The organism is Pantoea sp. BJ2 (genome assembly GCF_040255075.1).
Classification (GTDB): domain Bacteria; phylum Pseudomonadota; class Gammaproteobacteria; order Enterobacterales; family Enterobacteriaceae; genus Pantoea; species Pantoea leporis.
Genome location: NZ_CP158292.1, coordinates 3,281,345 through 3,302,612 on the forward strand (window position 1 = coordinate 3,281,345; position 21,268 = coordinate 3,302,612).

Sequence of the window (21,268 nt, forward strand, 5' to 3'; positions counted from 1 at the left end):
TTGAAGGCGCGATCGAAGCATGCGCGACCAGGGATTTTCGTCGCTGCGTTAATAAGTTAAGCGCAGCGTCATCAGCCACGCATTTGCGTGTAAAGGAGTTCTCTTGATTACACATATCAGCCCGCTTGGCTCGATGGATCTGCTCTCCCAGCTTGAAGTCGACATGCTGAAGCGCACCGCTAGCAGCGACCTTTATCAGCTGTTTCGTAACTGTTCTCTTGCGGTACTCAACTCCGGTAGCCAGACCGACAGCAGCCAGGAATTGCTTTCGCGTTTTGAAAACTTCGACATCAACGTGTTGCGCCGTGAGCGCGGTGTGAAACTGGAGCTGATTAACCCGCCGGAAGAGGCATTTGTTGATGGCCGGATTATTCGTTCGCTGCAGGCAAACTTGTTTGCCGTGCTGCGCGACATTCTGTTTGTAAACGGACAACTGGCGGCAACAGAACGCTACCAGAACGAGGAGCCGGAAGACTCTGCGCATATCACCAATCAGGTGTTTTCGATTCTGCGTAACGCGCGTGCACTGCACATCGGCGAATATCCGAATACCGTGGTGTGTTGGGGCGGCCACTCAATCAATGCGGTGGAATACCAATATTGCCGCAACGTCGGCACGCAAATGGGCCTGCGCGAACTCAACATCTGTACCGGTTGCGGACCTGGCGTCATGGAAGCACCGATGAAAGGTGCGGCGGTAGGACATGCGCAGCAGCGCTATCATGACAGCCGTTTTATCGGCCTGACTGAGCCCTCAATCATTGCCGCCGAACCACCGAATCCGCTGGTCAATGAGCTGATCATCATGCCGGATATCGAAAAACGCCTTGAAGCCTTTGTGCGTATCGCCCACGGTATCGTGATCTTCCCTGGCGGCGTGGGCACAGCCGAAGAGCTGCTGTATTTGTTGGGTATTTTAATGAATCCGCACAACAGCGATCAGGTATTGCCGCTGATTCTGACCGGACCCAAAGAGAGCGCCGACTACTTCCGCGTGCTGGATGATTTCATCGTAAATACGCTGGGCGAAGCCGCACGCAAGCACTACAAAATTATCATTGATGATGCCGCTGAAGTGGCGCGTCTGATGAAGAAAGCCATGCCGCAGGTGAAAGAGTATCGCCGCGAAACCGGCGATGCCTACAGCTTCAACTGGTCGATTCGTATCGCACCCGAATTGCAAGTGCCCTTCCTGCCGACGCACGAGAATATGGCAAACCTGAAGCTGTTCCTGGATCAGCCCGCCGAGCTGCTGGCAGCCGATCTGCGTCGCGCCTTCTCCGGCATTGTGGCGGGTAACGTCAAAGAGATCGGAATTCGTGAAATTCGCGAGAAAGGCCCGTACAAACTGCACGGCGATGCCAATCTCATGCACCGCATGGACGAACTGTTGCAAGGTTTTGTCGCACAGCAGCGCATGAAGCTGCCGGGCAGCGCCTACACGCCTTGCTACGAAATTATCAAATAACCCATCAGGAAGGCAGCCTGCGGGCTGCCGCTATCGCTATGTCGCTTCATCTTCTTATCATTGATGCACTCAATCTGATTCGCCGTCTGCACGCTGTTCAGGGTTCGCCATGCCGCGACAGCTGCGTTGCCGCCTTGCATCAGTTATTAGGACATACACAACCCACGCACGTGGTGGCGGTGTTTGATAGCCATGAGCGTCAGCCCGGTTGGCGCCATCAGCTATTGCCGGATTACAAAGCGGGTCGCCCGCCGATGCCGGAGGATTTGCATCTGGAGATGCCCGCGCTGCAGGACGCCTTCCGCGCAGCAGGCGTTAACTGCTGGGTGGCTGATTTAGACGAAGCCGACGATCTCGCCGCCACGCTGGCGGTGAAAATGGCGGACGCTGGTCATCAGGCAACGATTGTTTCTACCGATAAAGGTTATTGCCAGCTGCTGGCACCTAACATTCGTATTCGCGACTATTTCCAGAAGCGCTGGCTGGATGTACCTTTTATCGAGCAAGAGTTTGGCGTAACGCCCGCGCAGTTGCCCGACTATTGGGGATTGTGTGGTATCAGCAGCAGCAAAATTCCCGGCGTGCCCGGCATTGGCCCGAAAAGCGCCCGCGAGTTGTTGATGCAGTTTGGATCGCTGGATGCGATCTATCAGCAATGGGACCAGGTACCGAGCAAATGGCAGGGAAAATTGCAGGAACAGCGGGAAATGGCAGAAATTTGCCGCAAAGTATCGACGTTAAAGCGTGATTTGGTACTGCAAGGCAATCTCAATACATTGAGATTTCAAACGAAACAGTCGTCGCCATAAATGGCGACTGTGTAAAACAGTTATCCTGCGAAATAATTTTTGCTACAGCAAGGCGAGCAAGCGCAGCCAACGCCGCTGTAGTGCAAAGTATAAAGCTGGCATCCTGCGAAATAATTTGTGCTACAGCAAGGCGGCAAGTGCGCGAGTCCCCGGGAGCATACATCAGTATGTGACCGGGGCGAGCAAACGCAGCCAACGCCGCTGTAGTGCAAAGTATGAAGCAGGACCGCTGTAGCGCAAAGTATGAAGCAGGATTAGCGCTCGTCGCGACGGCCGCCCACCGCTGCCCACAACCGGCGTACGTGAACGGTCACTTCTTCGCGGTCATGATAAAGCTGGCGCGCCTGAATCTGGGCATTAATACCCTGCGCTTTCAGCGCGTCATCAATCATCGCCAGGTTCTGTGTCACTTCTTCGTAGCGCTTTTTCATTGGCAGCTTGAGGTTGAAGATCGCCTCGCGGCACCAGCCATTCACCAGCCATTCGGTCATCAGGCTTGCGACGCGCACCGGTTTTTCCACCATGTCGCACACCAGCCAGCTGATATTGGTACGCGGCGGACGGAATTTAAAACCATCTTCGCGGCAGTGCGTCACCTGTCCGGTGTCCATCAAGCTTGGCGCCATCGGGCCGTTATCTACCGCAAAAACCCACATGCTGCGTTTCACCAGTTGATAGGTCCAGCCGCCAGGGCAAGCACCAAGATCGACGGCGTACATGCCGCTGGCTAAACGCTCATCCCACTCATCCGCAGGCACAAACACGTGAAACGCCTCTTCCAGCTTGAGCGTAGAACGGCTCGGCGCATCGGAGGGGAATTTCAGGCGCGGAATGCCCATGTAGAATGGCGAGTTGTTTTCCGGCAGCGAATAGCCGACGTAACAGGTGCCCGGCGCAATAAAGAACACGTGCACCACCGGACGCTTAGCCGTTTCGTAATTAAGCAGGATTTTGCTTTCACGCAGGCTGGCACGCAGCGGCACGGTTAATTTACGGCAGAACTTGGTGAGCTCTTTCGCTTCATTGGTATCCGGCACTTCAACCCGCAGTTCACCGCCCTTCTCCACCACACCGGTCAGCATGCCGACAATCGGCGTGATGCGGTCTTCTGGTGGCAGATCGCGCAGCAACTCTCCTACCACCAGCATCTGCCGCGCAAAGATCAGCTCGGCAAACGGCAGCGTTTGGATCAGCTTTTCAGCATCTTGCTGCTGATAGCACTCATACAGCACGTAACCTGAGTCATCTTTGACGCGCGGGAAGCCGTAAATCTCGCGCTCAGCCGCTTTAGCGCTGATTTCTGCCGCGCACTCTTTCTCAAATCCAGGACGGCAATAGAGTAAAACTTTATTCATGGCGATCTGCCTTTCGTTTCAGACGCAGTGCGCCAATCAACATCAAGAACCAGCCAATAAGGAAGCATAAGCCTCCCACCGGCGTAACAAAAACCCAAAACTTCATGTGCGACAGCGCCAGACAATAGAGGCTGCCACTGAACAACACGATACCGAGCGCCATCGCGGCGCTACTCCAGTAAAACCAGATATTGGCACGACGCAGCATAGCGGCACCCAGGCCAATCACCGCCAGCGTGTGATACGCCTGATATTCAAGCCCGGTATGTATCCACGCCATTTCGGCTGGGCCGAGCGATTTGCTCAGCACATGCGCGCCGAAAGCACCAAACGCCACCAGCATAAATCCGCTAATGGCAGCAAAAACAAACATGGCACGACTGGACATCAAACAATCCTCAAGGTAATGCGCACATCATTGTGCAGCCAGCAACGCATTAGTGATCGTAGCGAAAACGGAATTTTTCTTGTTCATTGGCCGCTTTTTCCAGGATCCACTGACGAAAGGCGGCTATTTTACCCAGTTCTGCCTGGCTGTCATGACAAACCAGATAAAAAGCATTTTTACTGACCAACACGTCGTTAAAAGGACATACCAGACGACCGGCTTCAATTTCACTCTGCGCCATCACATTATTCGCCAGCGCCACGCCCTGACCATGAATCGCCGCCTGCAACACCATGGCGCTGTGGCTGAAGATCGGGCCCTGTTGCACATTGATATGCTGGACGCCCAGCTGACGCGTATAGGATTGCCAGTCACGGCGCGATGCATCATGCAGCAGCGTGCAGTGCGCCAAATCGGCCGGCGATTTGAGAGGATGATCACCCGTCAGCAACATCGGTGAGCAGACTGGCAGCAAATATTCGGCATACAATTTCTCAACCCGCAGGCCTGGCCAATTGCCACGACCGTAGAAAATCGCCACGTCGACATCGTCCGCCAATTTCTCCTCATCACGGTCCACCGCCTGGATACGCACGTCGATGCCCGGATAAGCCATATTAAAGCTGGAAAGGCGAGGAACCAGCCACTGAATGGCGAAACTCGGCAGCAAACTGACGGTCAGCGCACCCTTAGCGCTGCGCGCCTGCAACTTGCGCGTCGCATCGTTAAGAGCGGAGAAAATCTCCTTAATATCTAAATAGTAGCTTTGACCTTCTTCCGTCAGTAAAAGCGAACGATTCCTCCGGCGAAACAGCTTTAGACCGAGGAAATCTTCCAGAGATTTGATCTGATGGCTGACAGCAGCCTGGGTAACAAACAGCTCTTCAGCGGCTTTGGTGAAGCTCAAATGACGGGCAGCAGCATCAAAGACGCGTAAAGCATTAAGCGGCGGAAGGCGTTTAGACATGGTTTTCCGTATCCGGATTGACAAGGTAATACTTCAACTTATACAAAGTCGCTACGTATTAGTTTTTTTAATCCGAGACATTATAATTTGTCCGTTGAGGAAGCTCCAGCAAATACCTATAGTTGCCGCACTTCCTGAGCCGGAACGAAAAGATTTCTGGAAACGTGCGAGAGATCGCAGACTTTTGGAGAGCTTTTGGCTTGTGGTCGTGATGTTGTGTTTGCATTTTGATCTGACGCTTGCAGATCAAGCTTTTAATTCCTGTAGATTTACCCTGTCTGTCCATAGTGATTTTAAATAGCACCGCAAATTGCGGTGCTTTTTTTTTGCCTTACTGCCCCATCTCCACCATCTCTTTGACGTCAGAGCGGTTAATCTGCTGCTTGTTGCCATTGGCATCCTGATAGCTGATCATACCGGTTTCGTCATCAACTTTAGGTTTGCCATCGGCGACGATGGTGCGACCATCGTTAGTGTGCATTACGTAATTGCTGGAACATGCGGACAGGGTAAAGGCCAGAGTACACACGGCCAGCACTGCGGTGAGTTTATTCATCTTCTATCTCCTTGCAGATTGATTGCATTAAACCACCCGCATGCGCTCACCAAAGGTAGCGCCAGTGAAATCGACTATGAATAGCGACGCGTTATGCGGGTTTCGGTTCAAACCTTGCAATAATTAGCATAACGCGCTTTTCCAGCTTTGCCAGGCAACGGGCCAACTTTCAGCCTGGTCCTAACATGATTAACAGTGGGCTGAGTATGACCATTTTTTCTCCCGGCGCCTTCCGCCAGCAGTTCCCCGCGCTGAGCGATGCCGGAATCTACCTCGATAGCGCGGCTACTGCGCTCAAGCCGCAGGCGGTGATCGACGCAACCGCACAGTTCTACAGCCTCAGCGCTGGCACCGTGCATCGCAGCCAGTTCGCTGCCGCTCGCGCATTAACGGAAAAATACGAACAGGCGCGCGGATTAGTGGCGCGCTGGCTCAATGCTGCGGACGATCGGCAGATTGTCTGGACGCGCGGCACCACCGAAGCGATCAATCTGGTGGCGAACAGTTGGCTGGCTCCGCGATTGCAGGCTGGCGATGAAATCGTGGTTAGCGAAGCCGAACATCACGCCAATCTGGTGCCGTGGCTGATGGTGGCAAAAGCGGCGGGCGCGAAAGTGGTGAAATGGCCGTTGGGCGACGATCGTTTGCCGGATATCACGCTGTTACCAGCACTGCTCAATTCACGTACCCGATTGCTGGCCGTTGGTCAGATGTCGAACGTCACCGGCGGCTGTCCGGATCTGGCGCAGGCGATCCGTTTAGCCCATGACGTCGGTGCCAAAGTGATGGTCGATGGCGCACAAGGTGTGGTGCATTGTCCGCCGGATATACAGGCGCAGGATATTGATTTCTATGCTTTTTCCGGCCATAAGCTTTATGGCCCAATGGGCATTGGCGTGCTGTATGGCAAAGCGGAACTGCTGGAAGCGATGGATCCATGGCAAGGCGGCGGCAAAATGCTGACGCAGGTCGATTTTAACAGTTTCACACCGCAGCCGGTGCCGTGGCGTTTTGAAGCCGGAACGCCTAACGTTGCCGGCGTGGTGGGGTTGAGTGCCGCGCTGCAGTGGCTGGCGCAACATGATGGCAAAAAGGCCGAAATGTGGAGCCAGCAACTGGCGAGCCTCGCCGAGGAGCAACTGAGCGAGATCCCCGGTTTTCGCAGCTTCCGCTGTGGCAATGCCAGCCTGCTGGCGTTTGATATTGCCGGCATTCACCACAGCGATATCGTTACGCTGCTCGCCGAGCATGGCATCGCATTGCGCGCCGGGCAGCACTGTGCGCAGCCGCTGATGGCGGCGCTGGGCGTCACCGGCACGCTGCGTGTCTCGTTCGCCCCCTATAATAATTTGCAGGACGTGGATGCGCTGGTGCGCGCCATGCGCCATGCCGTAGACTTACTGAGTGAATAAGCCCATGACATCAACCCTGCTCGCCCCGCATCCGTTCGGCGATCTGATTACCGCCGCCAGCCTGACGGAAAAATTCACCCATTTTCATCAGTGGGAAGATCGCTATCGTCAACTGATCCAGCTCAGCCGCCAGCTGCCTGCGTTAGCGGAAGAGTTAAAGACGCCAGATATCGAACTCACGGGCTGTGAAAATCGCGTCTGGCTAAGCAGCCAGTTGCTGAACAACGGCACGCTGCACTTTTATGGTGACAGCGAAGGACGCATCGTGCGCGGATTGCTAGCGGTGTTACTGACGGCGGTGGAAGGCAAAACGCCAGCCGACTTGCTGCAGCAAGATCCGCTGGCGTTGTTTGATACGTTAGGTCTGCGCGCACAGCTCAGTGCGTCGCGCAGCAGCGGTTTACAGGCGCTGGCGGATGCGGTGCAACGCGCTGCCCGTCAGCACGCTCAGGCCGTTTGACGCGCTGCCTTCGCCAGAAACTTCTTCAATGCATGGGAAACCGCCACAAACCCGAACGTGGCGGTAACCATGGTCGCCGCGCCAAATCCGGCGGCACAATCCATGCGTTTCGGGCCTTCGGCGGTGGAGCGTGAAGTGCACACGCTGCCGTCCGGCTGCGGATACATCAGCGCTTCCGTCGAGAATACGCAGTCGATGCCGAGCTTGCCTTTACTGTTCTTCACCACGCCAAAATCCCCTTTCAATCTCTCACGCAGCTTTGCCGCCAGCGGATCCTGAATGGTTTTTGCCAGATCGCTCACCTGGATCTGCGTGGGATCGATCTGGCCGCCCGCGCCGCCGGTGGTTATTAGCGGGATCTTGTTGCGACGACACCAGGCGATCAACGCGGCTTTGGGGCGCACGCTGTCAATCGCATCAATCACGTAGTCAAAACCCGCCGATAACAGTTCAGCGGTATTCTCCGGCGTGATGAAGTCATCGATGCAGATCACTTCGCATTCCGGATTGATGGCGCGCATACGTTCCGCCATCACTTCGGTTTTCGCCTGGCCCACTTTGCCCTGCAGCGCGTGAATCTGGCGGTTGGTATTGGTGATGCAGACATCGTCCATATCAATCAGGGTGATTTTACCGATACCGGTGCGCGCTAGCGCTTCCGCTGCCCACGAACCCACGCCGCCAATACCAATCACGCAAAAGTGCGCGTCGGCAAAACGCTGCAGCGCGTCCTGGCCATAGAGACGCGCCGTGCCGCCAAAACGTTGTCGCCAGGCGTCGCTTACTACTGTCATAACCAAACCTTTCCGGGAAAACGGGACATTAATTAGAACCTAACAGCAGAGAACCGTTGTTGCCATTTTGTGGGTTGCTAAACAGCGGCTGACCGGTGCCCGGCGCGGCTTTCAGCACCCAGACGCGGCCATAATGGTTGTAGAAACCGGCCAGATGCGCCGCATCCGGGCCAACGCCCTGATAGATATCGAAGTGCTGGCCTTTAATCGCGCCACCCACGTCTAACGCCACCATCAGACGCATCTCATATTTGCCATTGAACTTGCCCTTCTCGTTCAGCTGCGGCACTTCGGCTAACAGCACGGTTCCGGCCGGAATCAATGAACGATCGGAGGCAACGGAAGCCTTGGCAATCAGCGGCACCGCGCTGGCACCGCGCACCGGCACATACTCTTCCGGTTTGAAGAAGACGAAGGATTGGTTGGTTTCCAGCACCGAACGCACTTCCTGTGGCGAATGCTCTTGCGCCCACTGACGAATCGCCTGCATCGACATATCTTCGCGCTTCACTTCACCGCGATCGATCAGCTCTTTACCGATGCTGTGATAAGCCCAGCCATTTTTGCCGCCGTAACCAAAGAAGCGCAGTGGACGACCATCACCAAAATCAACGTAGCCGCTGCCCTGCACATCCATCATGAAGTTATCGATCAGCGAATTGCTGTAGGCAATGATGTAGCGATCGTCGAGCCCACCATTATAGATAGAAGCGCGGCTCGGCAGTTTCTGTCCACGCGGACGCGGTGGCATACGATAAATCGGATACTGGAACTCGCCCTGACGGGTATAACGCGCTTCCACAACCGGCGTGTAGTAACCGGTGAACTGCACGTTGCCGTAATTGTCAGTGCCTTCCATCTGATAAGCATTCAAACCAAACTGGTTGAGCTGGCGCGTATCCGCGCCGGACAGCAGCCAGTTTTGCACTGCGCTGTAAGTACCGTTGTTGCGCCCGAACAGGCCGGATGAGGCGGTTTGAATCTGCACCACCTGATCGCTAAAGTCTTTGCCGTTCACCGGACGCCCTTTAGCATTCGGTTGGTTGACCAGCCCAAGCGGTTGCTCCAGCTTGCCATCGATATACTGTTGACCGCGGTCGGTCGGTTTGGAACTACAGCCTGCTAACAGCGCGATAAATGCGCCAGTAAGTGCATACTTCGCCCAATGTCCTTTCATAACCTTCTCTTTTTATCGATTGTTTGCCCGGCGACGATAGCAAAGGGGCAGAGAGAATGAAATCTGCCATCAGCGGTCACGCTCACATCTGTACAATAATTCACCCAATGGCGAGTTTATTCATCAACTGACTGTAAATTTGACGTTTTGTCTCAAAAAGGGGTTGCATCGCCGCGCGTCCAGAGTATAGTGCGCATCCACGGACGCGGGGTGGAGCAGCCTGGTAGCTCGTCGGGCTCATAACCCGAAGGTCGTCGGTTCAAATCCGGCCCCCGCAACCAATTCTTCTTAAATGAAGAGACAATGTGAAGTGTCGTGTAACGCGTCAGTCGGACGCGGGGTGGAGCAGCCTGGTAGCTCGTCGGGCTCATAACCCGAAGGTCGTCGGTTCAAATCCGGCCCCCGCAACCAATTGTCTTAAGAAGAATACAATGTGAAAAGTCGCTTAATGCGACAGACGGACGCGGGGTGGAGCAGCCTGGTAGCTCGTCGGGCTCATAACCCGAAGGTCGTCGGTTCAAATCCGGCCCCCGCAACCAATCATTTAAACACCTTAACGGGTGTTTTTTTGTTTCTGGCGTCCGGAAAAAAGCGGCATTGCTGCCGCCCTCCTCAGCGATGCGCTAGTGCCGCACCCTTATCAAAATACGCCTTAATCCCATGCAGAATCGCCTCAGCCACCTGATGCTGATAGCGCGACGTGCGCAGCTTGCGCTCCTCTTCGACATTACTGATAAACGCGGTTTCCACCAAAATCGAGGGAATATCCGGCGCTTTCAGCACCGCAAATCCCGCCTGATCGACGGTGCGCTTGTGCAGGTGATTGATATGTCCCATGCGTGACAGCACCTCTTTACCAAACTTCAGGCTGTCGCTGATGGTTTGCCGCTGCACCATGTCGAACATGGTGTGGTCGAGATAGCGATCGCCGCTCATGCTGACGCCGCCAATCAAATCGGCTTCATTCTGCGTTTGTGCGAGGAAGCGCGCCGCCGCTGAGGTAGCGCCGCTGGTCGAAAGGGCAAACACCGACGAACCGCGCGCGGCCCGACTGGTGAAGGCATCAGCATGGATCGAAATGAACAGATCCGCACGCTGCTTTCGCGCTTTCGCCACGCGGACACGCAGCGGGATAAACACATCCTCATTGCGCGTCATATAAGCTTTCATGTTGCGCTCTTTGTCGATCAGCGCCTTCAGATAGCGACCGATCTTCAACACGATATCTTTCTCACGCGTTTTGTATTTGCCATGCGCGCCGGGATCTTCACCGCCATGGCCAGGATCGATCATGATGATAATCGGTCGATCGCGCCCCGCTTTGCCCGGCAGCGCCGCCTGCACCGGCTGATCGCGTTCTAAATCGCCCTGATTGTAATTCTGCAGTAACGCCAGTAGCGGATCCTCTTCCCGTGATTGTTGATTAGGATAGAGATCGACCACTAAGCGATGCTTGATACCTGCCACTGGCGCAAGAGTAAATGTCTTGGGCGCAATACTGCGCTTGAGTTCCAGCACCAGTCGCACCGTGTTAGCGTCAAACTGACCGACGCGTGCGGTTTTGATATAGGGATCGTCCACGCGCACCAGCTTATCGACTCCTTTCAGGACCGGGTTGATGTGCATATTTTCGATATCAATAACCAGACGATCGGGATTCCCCAGCGTGAACTGTTTGTACTTGAGGGGAACGTTTGATTCCAGGGTTACGCGGGAGTAAGTCGATGAGGGCCAGATGCGCACCGCCACAATATGCTGGCTGGCAGCCAGCCCGGTACGCGTCACGCTTAGCATTAATAATGCGCCAGCGCCCTGTAATAATCGTCGTCGTGTAAAAGCTTCGGACATGCCGCTCCAACTGCTGTGTTATGTCTAAAAAATCATCACTCGATGGCAAGAAAGTGAAAACTTTACTCGATGAGAATCGTCTTGTCTTGCCGGAAAAACCAGATAATGCAGTCTGTTAGCGCGTGTTGCATCATGAAAATCGTAAAGTAACGTCAGGCCCGGCGCTTGCAATAAAGAGCAAAAGAGCATAAAAATACGAAAATTACGAATAAACATGCATAGAGGGCTTTGCCGTGAAGGAACGCAGTACAGAACTGGTTCAGGGTTTTCGCCACACCGTTCCCTATATAAATACCCATCGTGACAAGACGTTTGTCATCATGTTGGGTGGCGAAGCCATCGAGCATGAGAACTTCTCAAGCATCGTTAATGACATCGGTCTGCTGCATAGCCTCGGCATTCGCTTAGTGGTGGTTTATGGTGCGCGTCCGCAGATTGACGCCAGCATGGCCCAGCAACAGCTGGAACCGATTTACCACAAACATACGCGCGTTACCGATGCGCAATCACTTGAGCTGGTAAAGCAGGCCGCCGGTCGTTTACAGCTGGATATCACCGCGCGTCTGTCGATGAGCCTCAACAACACGCCGCTGCAGGGCGCGCACATTAACGTAGTGAGCGGCAACTTCATCATTGCGCAGCCGCTGGGGGTGGATGATGGCGTTGATTACTGCCACAGCGGGCGTATTCGTCGTATTGATGAGGAAGCGATCCATCGTCAGCTGGATAACGATGCGATTGTGCTACTCGGTCCGGTGGCGGTTTCTGTTACTGGCGAGAGTTTTAACCTGACGTCAGAAGAAGTGGCGACGCAGCTGGCAATTAAATTGAAGGCCGAAAAGATGATTGGTTTCTGCTCCGAGCAGGGCGTGACCAATCGCGAAGGCGCGATTATTTCTGAATTGTTCCCGAACGAAGCCCAGGCGCGCATCGACGAAATGGAGAGTGATGGCGATTTCCTCTCAGGCACCGTGCGGTTCTTACGTGGTGCGGTCAAAGCCTGCCGCAGCGGCGTGCGCCGCAGCCACCTGATTAGCTATCAGGAAGATGGTGCGTTGCTGCAAGAACTGTTCTCGCGCGACGGTATCGGTACCCAGATTGTGATGGAGTCGGCCGAGCAGATTCGGCGCGCCAACATCAACGATATCGGCGGTATTCTCGAACTGATTCGCCCGCTGGAGCAGCAAGGGATTCTGGTGCGTCGTTCCCGTGAGCAGCTGGAGATGGAGATTGATAAGTTCACCATTATTCAGCGCGATAATTTAACCATCGCCTGTGCCGCGCTCTATCCGTTCCCGGACGAGCAGATTGGTGAGATGGCTTGTGTGGCAGTGCATCCGGATTATCGCAGCTCGTCGCGTGGCGAACTGTTGCTGGATCGCGTGGCGTTGCAGGCACGTCAGATGGGGCTAAAGAAGCTGTTTGTGTTAACCACGCGCAGCATTCACTGGTTCCAGGAGCGCGGTTTTACGCCGGTGGATATTGAATCCCTGCCCGAGAGCAAGAAGCAGATGTATAACTATCAGCGCCGTTCAAAAGTGCTGATGGCGGATTTGGGATAGTCGCATCATTTAACTGTGCCGTTGCGTAGTTGCACATACCGCAGCGGCGCAATTTATTGCGCAATATCCGCATGGGCAAGCTGCCGCTATTGATATGCGCGATTCATCGCGCCGCGACGGATTGTGCGGAATCGATATTTAATTACTCCCCGCTCAACCGCTCCAGTAATCCGCTGCGTCGCTGGGTACGCAACTGCACGGCACGACGGAACACGCCGTCATCGCTGTACAACGTCAGCTGCTTACGCGCGCGGGTAATCGCGGTATAAATCAGCTCGCGCGTTAACACCGGCAGGAACTGCGCCGGCATCACCAACGCCGTGTGGTCAAACTCCGAACCCTGCGATTTATGCACCGTCATCGCCCACGCGGTATCGTGCGTCGGCAAGCGGCTCGGTTGCACCGCCTTGATGCTGCCATCCGGCAACGGAAAGAACACCTTCAGCAGACCTTCCTCATCAAACAGCGTAATGCCGATATCGCCGTTAAACAGGCCCAGCGCGCTGTCGTTACGCGTCACCATCACCGGACGTCCCTGATACCAGCGACTGCCGCCGGTTGGACGACGAATCAGCTGCAGCTGCATCAGCTTCTGCTCAATACGTTGATTCAATCCCTGCACGCCAAACGGCCCTTCACGCAGTGCGCACAACAGCTGATATCGGCCAAACGCCGCGATAATCTCAGCAGGATCAGCGCGTTGACGAATGAGTTTCAGGAACGGCTGATAACCAGCGGCAATCTCCGTCAGCATCGCCTGATACGCATCAGCATCCTGCAAAGGTTGACGGGTGATATCGCTGAAACCAGCCTTGAATGCGGCTTCAACCGCCTTTGCATCACCGGCGTTAACCGCTGCGGCCAGTTGGCCAATGCCGGAGTTGGCGTCAAAGCGGTAGCTTTTACGCAGCAGGCAAATCGCGTCGCGTACCGCGGGTGCGCTGCTGTCATCGATGCCCGCCACCCCGCTGCCGGTGAGCTCACTCAGCTGCGCAGCGCGCATCGGGCTGTAACCGGCTTCGGCACAGCGACAGATATCACCGAGCACTGCGCCCGCTTCCACCGATGCCAGCTGATCGCGATCGCCGAGGAACACCACGCGCGCCTGCGCTGGCAATGCGGCAATCAAATTCGCCATCATGCCGAGATCGACCATTGAGGCTTCATCCACCACCAGCACATCCAGATGCAGTGGATTGCCGGCGTGATAGCGCAGGCGCTGCGTTTCAGGCTGCGCGCCTAACAAGCGGTGCAGCGTGGTGGCATCGGCCGGAAAGCGCTGCCGCTCCGCCTCGCTCACAGGCAGCTTTTGCAGCGCCTTGCCCAGCGATTCGGTGAGACGCGCCGCCGCTTTGCCGGTCGGCGCAGCCAACTGAATACGTAACGCGCCTTCGCTAAGACGGATCAGTGCCGCCAGCAGTTTTGCCACCGTGGTGGTTTTTCCGGTTCCGGGACCGCCCGAGATCACCGCAGTTTTCTGCGTCAGCGCCACCGCAGCCGCAATCTTCTGCCAGTTATCCGGCTCGCTGCCAAACAGCTGATCCAGCACTTCCCTGACCCGTTCAGGCGCAAAAGGCTGTGCTGCCGACTGTGACTGAAAGAAGCGCGCCACCTGCCCTTCGTTGTGCCAAAGGCGATGCAGATAGAGACGATCTCCGCTCAGCACGATGGGTGCCGCGCAATCGCTGCTACTCAGTGCCGACCAGCCGGCTAAAATTGCAGGCCAATCCTGCGGTTTGCCTGCCGCTTGCCAGATGGCCTGGGCCAGCTCCGCATGACGCCCTTTAAACAGGTTGTCGCGGCTTAGCTGTGATAACGGCAAACAGACATGCCCATCTCCCGCTTCCGCGCTCAGGCAGGCCGCCAGCAGCAAACGCGCCGGTTGATCATCATCCGCCAGCAGTTGAGCGAACTGGACATCCAGCGAGCGCAGCAAACGCAGCTCAGCCGCCTGTGCTAAAAGCGCGGTCATACCGCTCATGCTGTCGCTCCCGGCCCGCGAAACAGGCTATCCAGTTGTGAAATGAAGTCGAAGGTGGGACGGGTATGAAACACGCCGTTGTCTGGAGAGCTGCCGTCCATGCCACGCAGGAAGAGATAAAATACGCCGCCGAAATGCTGCTCATAATCGTAATCCGGCACGCGATGTTGTAAATAGCGGTGCAGCGCCAGCGTATAGAGCTGGTACTGCAAATCGTAGCGGTGGTCGATCATCGCCTGCGCCATTGCCTGCGGCGTATAAGCTTCATGGCTGTCACCGAGCCAGTTGGATTTATAATCCAGCAGGTAATATTTGCCCTGCCAGCGGAACACCAGGTCGATAAAGCCTTTCAGCATGCCCTGCACCTGACGGAAATCGAGCGGCGGAGCCTGCGCCGATAACGCATCCTGAGCAATCAACGCGCTCAGTTCACGCGCGGTCAGCACATTGTCAATTGGCAGATAGAATGCCATCTCCACCAAACGATCGCTGCTCTGCACCTGCGCCAGATGAATACCCTGCGCGTTAAGTGGCGTGCTCAATACACGCCTGATCCACGCACTGAGCATCGGCTGCCAGTGCAGCGGATAGCCGTTTTGCTGCAGATGTTGCGCCAGCGTCTCCTCGGAAGGCGGCTGCGGGAAATCCAGCGATTCGAACAGCTCATGCAAAAACGTTCCCGGCGCAGCACCGCGCGGGAAGTGATGGGGCGTGAGCGCCGCTTCCCCTTCCTCTTCCCGATCCTCTTCGCCGGCTGCTTCCACATCGAAATTCGGCATCACCTCAAGCAGACGATGAGAACTGTGCTGCTGCAAACCGGAATAACTGGTGACGCGCCACGGGTCGGCCAGCACGCGCGTTACGCTTCGCGCCCCCAACACGCTATCGGCGACCGCCTCAACCTGCCAGCGCTCGGCTTGCATATCTTCGGCCAGCACCACTTCGGTGCCCGCCGCGTCCATGTTATGCAGCAACGCGCCGAGCTGTTCGGCTGTTGCCGCTACACCGCGCTGCAACAGAAAACCGAGCGCGCTTTTATGCAAATCGCTCTCGCCCTCTTTCTTACGCGTGCCGCGAAACAGCGGTGCCACGCCGACGCTGCAGTGATAGATCGAACGGGTCAACGCCACGTAGAGCAGGCGCAAATCCTCCGCCAGACGCTCCTGTTCGGCCAGCGCCAGGCTCTCTTCATCGGCTTGCAGATCCAGGACCGCGTTAAAGCTCTCACGATCGTGATAAAGCGCGGTATCCGCCTCGCGAAAACCGGCGGCGAATGGCAGCCACACTAGCGGATATTGCAGCCCTTTAGATTTGTGGATGGTGACAATCTGCACCAGATGACGATCGCTCTCCAGACGCAACTGCTGGCTGGCAGACTGGCTATCCGGGCGGGCGATCTGCTGTGCCAGATGACGCACCAGCGCGTGTGGGCTATCCAGCTGCGCAGCCGCTTCCTGCAGCAGTTCGCCGAGATGCAGTAAATCCGTCAGACGACGCTCGCCGTTCTCCGATGCCAGTAGATTTTCCGCCAGCTGGCGCTCCAGCATCATCTCGCGCAGCATCGGCAAGACGCCACGCTGCTGCCACACCATCTGCCAGCGGGCAAAGGTATCCACCAGTTCATCCCAGCCGCGCGCATCCTGATCCAGCGCATCCAGCTGCGAGGCATCAAAGGCAAAGAGCGAGGTTGCCAGCGCGGTACGCAGCATACGCTCCTGCTCCGGTGCCAGTACCGCCTGCAACAGCCATAACAGCTCTCGCGCTTCCGGCGTGGTGTAAACGCTGTCGCGATTCGACAGGTAAACCGACGGAATACCGAGCAGATTGAGTGCTTCGCGAATCTGGTTAGCTTCGTTACGGCTGCGCACTAACACAGTGATGTCAGAGGCTTGTACCGGCCGCAAATTGGGCGCTTTGCCCAGCATCGCGCGCTGCTGCTGCCCGGCCTGCAACCAGCGACTGATATCGGCCGCACACTGCTGCGCCATACGTTGTTGATAATCCCCAACGCTGCAGCCTTCGCCCGGCTGCAGCCAGAAGCGTAACGCCGCTTGCTCAACCTGATCGATACTGAGCGACAGTTGCTGGTTGGGAGGCGCAAACTGCACCGGCTGGAACGGGATCTCAGCGAACAGGAAGGGCGCGTCGAGGCGCGCAAATAGCTGGTTAACGCTGTTGACCATCGCAGGCGACGAGCGCCAGTTGGTATCCAGCGTGTAATGCGCACTGACTTCACTGCGCGCGCGGATATAGGTAAAAATATCCGCGCCACGAAAGGCGTAAATCGCCTGTTTGGGATCGCCAATCAACAGCAGCGCATGCGCTGGCTGATTGATATAAAGCGTGCGGAAAATACGGTATTGCAGCGGATCGGTATCCTGGAACTCATCAATCAACGCCACCGGGAAACGCTGGCGAATCGCCTGAGCCAGTTGCTCACCGCTCGGCTGCTGCAGTGCTTCGTCGAGGCGGCTCAGCAGGTCATCAAAACCCAACAGTGCCTGCTGACGTTTCTCTTTGCGCACCGCAGCGCGCACCTCTACCAGCGCACGCGCAATCACCAGATCGCGCAGCGACAGCGGCTGAGCAAGGAAAGTGTCGATGGCGTCAAACACACTGTGATGCGGCGGACTGCCCTTTTTGGTCTTCTCTTCAAGCATGCGCTGACCGAAGCGCGCCAGTTCGGCGGGCACTTGATAATCACGCGTTTCGCTCTGCGCCCAAAAGCTGACTTTATTGACCCAAACCGGCAAATTCTTGCTGCTGTAGCTGCGCTTATCCACGTCAGATTGCCCCACCAGCGTCAGCACTTCGTCACCCACCGCCAGCCATTGCGTTTTCATCGCGGCGATACGCGCCAGGTTTTCGCTGTGGCGCGAAGCCAGAGTTTCACTGTCGGCAGGCGGCAGACGCAGGCTGGGCGATTCGCCCTGCAACCACGGACGCAAGGTGGAAAGCAACTGCTCCGGGCCGCTCCATTCGCTGACAATTACTCGCGCGACATCCAGCGTCAGCGGATAGCAGTGACGACGCCAGAAATCGGCAGTCGCCTGGCGCAGCAGCAGCTGTTCATCCTCAATCAGCTGCTGTTCAAACAGCATGCCGGACTCAAAGGCGTTGAGATTCAGCATGCGCTGGCAGAAGCCGTGGATGGTGAAGATGGCGGCTTCATCCATCTGTCGTTCAGCGGCGAGCAGCAGCGAAGCCGCATCGGCGGGCTGTGGAATCTCCTGCAGCAGCTGCATCAGCATCGGGTTGCCGCTGACGCCGCGCAGGCAGGCCAGCCGCAGCTCGTGAATGTTGGCGCGTATACGCCCGCGCAGTTCAGCGGTCGCGGCCTCGGTAAAGGTCACCACCAGAATCTCTTCTACCGACAACGGGCGCGAATAAGCATGTTGTCCGCCCAATCCCAGTAGCAGCCTTAGATAGAGCAGGCCGATGGTGAAGGTTTTGCCGGTGCCGGCTGAGGCCTCAATCAGACGCTCACCGCGCAGCGGCAGCGTCAGAGGATTGAGCGATTCAGGTAGCAGACTCATTGGGCATCACTCTTCGCGGGCAACGACTGCTGCAGCTTCTGGACCTCATCCCATGTGGTCCAGCCCGGCAGCTGGGCGTAGTCATCTTTGGTCGCGCCATCATGGCTGCCACCGATCTGCGAAATCATCGCCATGCCTTGCTGCGCTAAAACCGCCTGATGGAAGAAGTCGGCCAGGCCGGCTGGCGTCAGTTGCTGAATTTGCTCAATCGCTTTTTCACGCGTATCGAAGGCAAAGTTCTGACGTTTAAAGTCACGGTTAAAGCGGTTCGCCTCTTCATCCAGCGTTTGCGGACGCTGCTTCATATCGTTGATCAGCGCCTGCTGATACTGGGCGAAATCCTCTGCTTTCATGCTGCGCAGACGCTGTTCAGCCTGCGGATAAAACGCCTGGAAGCGTTGCAGTAAAAACGCTGGCTGCTTGCTGTTACTTTGCAGCAGGAAACCGATGCCCCACTGGCGTCCGATCGGCATCTGGTAAGCAAACACCGCATAGCCGAGTTGCTCTTCGGTGCGCAACTGGTTGTAGAACCAGGGTTGAACGATCTGGCTCAGCATGGTGCTGTTGGCCATGCTTTGATATTCGCTGTAGCCCAACGGCACATACAGCGCGGCCAGCGCTGAATCAGTGCTGCTGCCGGCTTTCTGCAGATTGGCCTTCATCGCTTTATCCACCGTCACATAATCACTGTGCCAGTAGCCGTGGCCATCGCTGTGCAACTGTTGCTGCAGCTCATCGCCGAGCTGTTTCACGCGCTCTGCAGAGAGATTGCCCACCACCATAATCTCCGGGGTTGCATGATGAATCAGCGCATCGCGGTAATCGGTGACCTCTTTCAGAGTAATATCTTTCACCAGATTGCGGCGCGTTTCACGTTGGGTGTAAGGCAGCTGCGACAACATCTGCATCGGCTGAATCGCCTGCTCAAACGCTTTGCCCTTCTCTGCCGCTTCCAGTCGATCCAGGTACCAGGATTTGGCCTGTTCCAGCTGCTGCTGATCCGGCGTAAAGGTGGCGTAACCCTCTACCAGCTTCTTCAGCAATTCCGGCAGACGTTGGGTAAACCCGCTGGCGCTAAACACGATGCCATCATCTTCCCCGGTGGAGAAACTGATGCCGCCAACCGAAGCCTGCGAATTCAACTCATCCAGCGCCAGGCTGGAGAGATAGTCATTCAACCCAAACAGCACCTGCTGGCGCGCATCGCTGATCGCCGATTTGTTGCGCAGCGCTAAGGTGATAGCGGCTTTCGGTTCGCTGGCAAACTGCTGACTTGGCATCCAGTAAATACGCATGCTGTCGCCATTGGTCAATGCGACCGGATGATCGTAGGTTTTGCCATCGGAGGGGATGATGGCGAAATCCGACGGAATATAGGGATTCAGCGTGGGCATCGACAGCTGAAGCTGCGCGGCACGTTGCTGCCAGTCGCTAATTTGGGCGTCGCTGATTTTGTCCACCTGATAGGGCGCATTCACAAAGTAGGCTTCTTTGTTATGCGGCTCCTGCGGACTGATGTACCAGATGCGCGCGTTCTGCGGCGTCATTTCGTCGAGACGCGTTTTGATTGCCGCGGGATCGAACTGATCGGCCAGATAAGGCGCATCCAGCGTGTGTTCAACCGGCACCCGCAGCATGGTATCTACCAGCCACTCGATGTAATCCATATCACGGGTAATTGATGGGTAGCGGAAATCCAGCGCCAGCACGTGGGAGACTTCATCGAAGTATTCTTTACTGATGCCTTTGGTGCGCAGCATATCAAGGTAGTTGAACACCGCAGCCACCACTTCATCGCGCTGCGCCAGACCTTTGTCGGTTAACGACACGCTGATAGCGAAGACGCCGCTGTTGCGCTCGGTCATCGGGTCTGCACCGGCGCTGACGCCATCCGCCAGCCCTTGCTTTTGCAGCCAGTCGTTGAGGGTGTTTTTGCTGCGATTGCCCAGAATGTAGCTGATCAGCGTATCGGTTTTACTGCGGAACTGGCCGCTGTTGTTCGGGATGCGGAACTCAATTTTCAACTGCTTGCGCGGCTGTGCGGGCACGTAATGGATAATGATGCCCTTCTGCGCGTCGGTCACTACCGGCACGTCAATCTCTGGCACCGTCGTTTGATGATTAGCCACACGACCAAAGGTTTTTGCCGCAATGTCGGCCATCTCTGGCAGCGGTTTGTTGCTGTAAATCACCGCCTTCATCAGATTGGCGGAGTAGTGGCTGTGATAAAAATCGGTCAGCGCCTGATGCAATTTGCTGTCTGGCTTGTCGCTCAACGTATCAAGGTTGCCACCGGAATAGCGCGAGCCGGGATGCGCAGGGTTGAGAGTTTCTGCACCCACCTGTGCCATACGCAAGCCATCGCGTGAGCGAGCCATGGTCAGTTCTGCGTTAACCGCATGGCGTTCACGATCGGCATTAACCGGATCGAGCAGCGGTTCAGCAATCGCATCGGCTAGACGATCAACTGCGGGCTGCAACGCGCTGTTTTCCACTTCCAGATAGAACGCCGTGCGATACGACGCGGTGCTGGCATTGTGGCTGCCACCATTTTTTTTCAGGAATTCGGCGAGATTATCAGGCTGCGGATAACGCTTTGAGCCCATTAACACCATGTGTTCGAGATAGTGCGCCAGACCCAGCTGCTGATTAGGATCATCCAGCGAACCGATCGGTAAGGTCAGCGCCGCCAGCGATTTAGGCGCTTCGGCATCCGAGACCAGCAGCACGGTCATGCCGTTGTTTAACGTAATCGCCTGATAACTGCGTGGATCGTGATCGCTTTTACGAATGGTGTCATTGATGGGTTGCCAGCCGCGATCGGTATCGGCAAAGGCATTCAGCGCTAACGTGCTCAGCAGCAGCGCTCCAATCCAGCGTGCGTAAATCCGCATTTAAACCCCTTACATTACCCTTTTCCGCTGGCTGTGTGCCCAGCGGTGAAATAGACAAACT

At 56.1% G+C, this 21,268-nt stretch carries 15 protein-coding genes and 3 tRNA genes; 8 read left to right on the forward strand and 10 right to left on the reverse strand.

Features of this window, described 5'->3' with window-relative positions:
* Positions 1-103 precede the first annotated feature (103 nt).
* Both ppnN and xni read left to right on the forward strand, forming a co-directional pair.
* On the forward strand, positions 104-1,468 hold the full coding sequence (ppnN, locus tag AAF463_RS15210; protein WP_350261032.1) for a nucleotide 5'-monophosphate nucleosidase PpnN: 1,365 nt from the start codon (positions 104-106) through the stop codon (positions 1,466-1,468).
* Positions 1,469-1,506: 38 nt separating this feature from the next.
* Positions 1,507-2,277, forward strand: coding sequence for a flap endonuclease Xni (gene xni / locus AAF463_RS15215; protein WP_350261033.1), 771 nt, complete (start codon positions 1,507-1,509; stop codon positions 2,275-2,277).
* Positions 2,278-2,531: 254 nt separating this feature from the next.
* Here the strand turns inward: xni and rlmM are convergent, their stop codons facing one another.
* The 4 genes from rlmM to AAF463_RS15235 all read right to left on the reverse strand — a co-directional run bounded on the left by rlmM (position 2,532) and on the right by AAF463_RS15235 (position 5,543).
* Positions 2,532-3,632 carry a 23S rRNA (cytidine(2498)-2'-O)-methyltransferase RlmM gene (rlmM, locus tag AAF463_RS15220; RefSeq protein ID WP_101762008.1) on the reverse strand — a complete coding sequence of 367 codons (1,101 nt, stop codon included), beginning with the start codon at positions 3,630-3,632 and terminating at the stop codon, positions 2,532-2,534.
* Entirely contained in the window at positions 3,625-4,020 is a 396-nt protein-coding gene (locus tag AAF463_RS15225; RefSeq protein ID WP_101762007.1) for a DUF423 domain-containing protein, read from the reverse strand. The genes rlmM and AAF463_RS15225 overlap by 8 nt, the downstream gene beginning before the upstream one ends.
* A gap of 49 nt (positions 4,021-4,069) precedes the next feature.
* Complete coding sequence (locus AAF463_RS15230) at positions 4,070-4,987, reverse strand: transcriptional regulator GcvA (protein WP_101762006.1); 918 nt, start codon at positions 4,985-4,987, stop codon at positions 4,070-4,072.
* A gap of 331 nt (positions 4,988-5,318) precedes the next feature.
* Positions 5,319-5,543: a YgdI/YgdR family lipoprotein gene (locus AAF463_RS15235; RefSeq protein ID WP_008109575.1), complete on the reverse strand. Its 225-nt coding sequence runs from the start codon at positions 5,541-5,543 to the stop codon at positions 5,319-5,321.
* 206 nt (positions 5,544-5,749) lie between these two features.
* On the opposite strand from AAF463_RS15235, the gene csdA reads away from it, so the two are divergent.
* Entirely contained in the window at positions 5,750-6,955 is a 1,206-nt protein-coding gene (csdA, locus tag AAF463_RS15240; RefSeq protein WP_350261034.1) for a cysteine desulfurase CsdA, read from the forward strand.
* Positions 6,956-6,959: 4 nt separating this feature from the next.
* Positions 6,960-7,415: a cysteine desulfurase sulfur acceptor subunit CsdE gene (gene csdE / locus AAF463_RS15245; protein ID WP_110867956.1), complete on the forward strand. Its 456-nt coding sequence runs from the start codon at positions 6,960-6,962 to the stop codon at positions 7,413-7,415.
* On the opposite strand, the gene tcdA is transcribed toward csdE, so the two are convergent.
* Both tcdA and mltA read right to left on the reverse strand, forming a co-directional pair.
* Entirely contained in the window at positions 7,403-8,209 is an 807-nt protein-coding gene (gene tcdA, locus AAF463_RS15250) for a tRNA cyclic N6-threonylcarbamoyladenosine(37) synthase TcdA (protein WP_101762004.1), read from the reverse strand. The genes csdE and tcdA overlap by 13 nt on opposite strands.
* A gap of 28 nt (positions 8,210-8,237) precedes the next feature.
* Positions 8,238-9,386: a murein transglycosylase A gene (gene mltA / locus AAF463_RS15255; protein WP_101762003.1), complete on the reverse strand. Its 1,149-nt coding sequence runs from the start codon at positions 9,384-9,386 to the stop codon at positions 8,238-8,240.
* Positions 9,387-9,590: 204 nt separating this feature from the next.
* Here mltA and AAF463_RS15260 point away from each other — a divergent pair.
* From AAF463_RS15260 to AAF463_RS15270, 3 genes are all read left to right on the forward strand, one after another.
* Positions 9,591-9,667: transfer RNA gene (locus AAF463_RS15260), tRNA-Met, on the forward strand.
* 53 nt (positions 9,668-9,720) lie between these two features.
* Positions 9,721-9,797 (forward strand) — tRNA-Met (locus tag AAF463_RS15265).
* Between the two features lie 51 nt (positions 9,798-9,848).
* A tRNA-Met gene (locus AAF463_RS15270) sits at positions 9,849-9,925 on the forward strand.
* A 73-nt stretch (positions 9,926-9,998) separates the two neighbouring features.
* On the opposite strand, the gene amiC is transcribed toward AAF463_RS15270, so the two are convergent.
* Entirely contained in the window at positions 9,999-11,234 is a 1,236-nt protein-coding gene (amiC, locus tag AAF463_RS15275) for an N-acetylmuramoyl-L-alanine amidase AmiC (RefSeq protein ID WP_146222856.1), read from the reverse strand.
* Between the two features lie 233 nt (positions 11,235-11,467).
* On the opposite strand from amiC, the gene argA reads away from it, so the two are divergent.
* Complete coding sequence (argA, locus tag AAF463_RS15280; protein ID WP_007891884.1) at positions 11,468-12,796, forward strand: amino-acid N-acetyltransferase; 1,329 nt, start codon at positions 11,468-11,470, stop codon at positions 12,794-12,796.
* A gap of 142 nt (positions 12,797-12,938) precedes the next feature.
* Here argA and recD read toward each other — a convergent pair whose 3' ends face one another.
* Genes recD through ptrA form a run of 3 tightly spaced genes read right to left on the reverse strand, consistent with a single transcriptional unit; the run spans position 12,939 to position 21,207 of the window.
* The gene (gene recD / locus AAF463_RS15285) at positions 12,939-14,777 is read right to left on the reverse strand and encodes an exodeoxyribonuclease V subunit alpha (RefSeq protein ID WP_350261035.1); all 1,839 of its coding nucleotides are present in this window, start codon (positions 14,775-14,777) and stop codon (positions 12,939-12,941) included.
* On the reverse strand, positions 14,774-18,313 hold the full coding sequence (gene recB / locus AAF463_RS15290; protein ID WP_350261036.1) for an exodeoxyribonuclease V subunit beta: 3,540 nt from the start codon (positions 18,311-18,313) through the stop codon (positions 14,774-14,776). The genes recD and recB overlap by 4 nt, the downstream gene beginning before the upstream one ends.
* Positions 18,310-21,207 carry a pitrilysin gene (gene ptrA, locus AAF463_RS15295; RefSeq protein WP_350261037.1) on the reverse strand — a complete coding sequence of 966 codons (2,898 nt, stop codon included), beginning with the start codon at positions 21,205-21,207 and terminating at the stop codon, positions 18,310-18,312. The genes recB and ptrA overlap by 4 nt, the downstream gene beginning before the upstream one ends.
* Positions 21,208-21,268 lie beyond the last annotated feature (61 nt).

Bases quoted from the DNA above. Each gene is read 5' to 3' on its own strand.
- xni (WP_350261033.1), top strand. From the start codon at position 1,507: ATGTCGCTTCATCTTCTTATCATTGATGCACTCAATCTGATTCGCCGT.
- rlmM (WP_101762008.1), bottom strand. From the start codon at position 3,632: ATGAATAAAGTTTTACTCTATTGCCGTCCTGGATTTGAGAAAGAGTGC.
- AAF463_RS15225 (WP_101762007.1), bottom strand. From the start codon at position 4,020: ATGTCCAGTCGTGCCATGTTTGTTTTTGCTGCCATTAGCGGATTTATG.
- AAF463_RS15230 (WP_101762006.1), bottom strand. From the start codon at position 4,987: ATGTCTAAACGCCTTCCGCCGCTTAATGCTTTACGCGTCTTTGATGCT.
- AAF463_RS15235 (WP_008109575.1), bottom strand. From the start codon at position 5,543: ATGAATAAACTCACCGCAGTGCTGGCCGTGTGTACTCTGGCCTTTACC.
- csdA (WP_350261034.1), top strand. From the start codon at position 5,750: ATGACCATTTTTTCTCCCGGCGCCTTCCGCCAGCAGTTCCCCGCGCTG.
- csdE (WP_110867956.1), top strand. From the start codon at position 6,960: ATGACATCAACCCTGCTCGCCCCGCATCCGTTCGGCGATCTGATTACC.
- tcdA (WP_101762004.1), bottom strand. From the start codon at position 8,209: ATGACAGTAGTAAGCGACGCCTGGCGACAACGTTTTGGCGGCACGGCG.
- mltA (WP_101762003.1), bottom strand. From the start codon at position 9,386: ATGAAAGGACATTGGGCGAAGTATGCACTTACTGGCGCATTTATCGCG.
- amiC (WP_146222856.1), bottom strand. From the start codon at position 11,234: ATGTCCGAAGCTTTTACACGACGACGATTATTACAGGGCGCTGGCGCA.
- recD (WP_350261035.1), bottom strand. From the start codon at position 14,777: ATGAGCGGTATGACCGCGCTTTTAGCACAGGCGGCTGAGCTGCGTTTG.
- recB (WP_350261036.1), bottom strand. From the start codon at position 18,313: ATGAGTCTGCTACCTGAATCGCTCAATCCTCTGACGCTGCCGCTGCGC.
- ptrA (WP_350261037.1), bottom strand. From the start codon at position 21,207: ATGCGGATTTACGCACGCTGGATTGGAGCGCTGCTGCTGAGCACGTTA.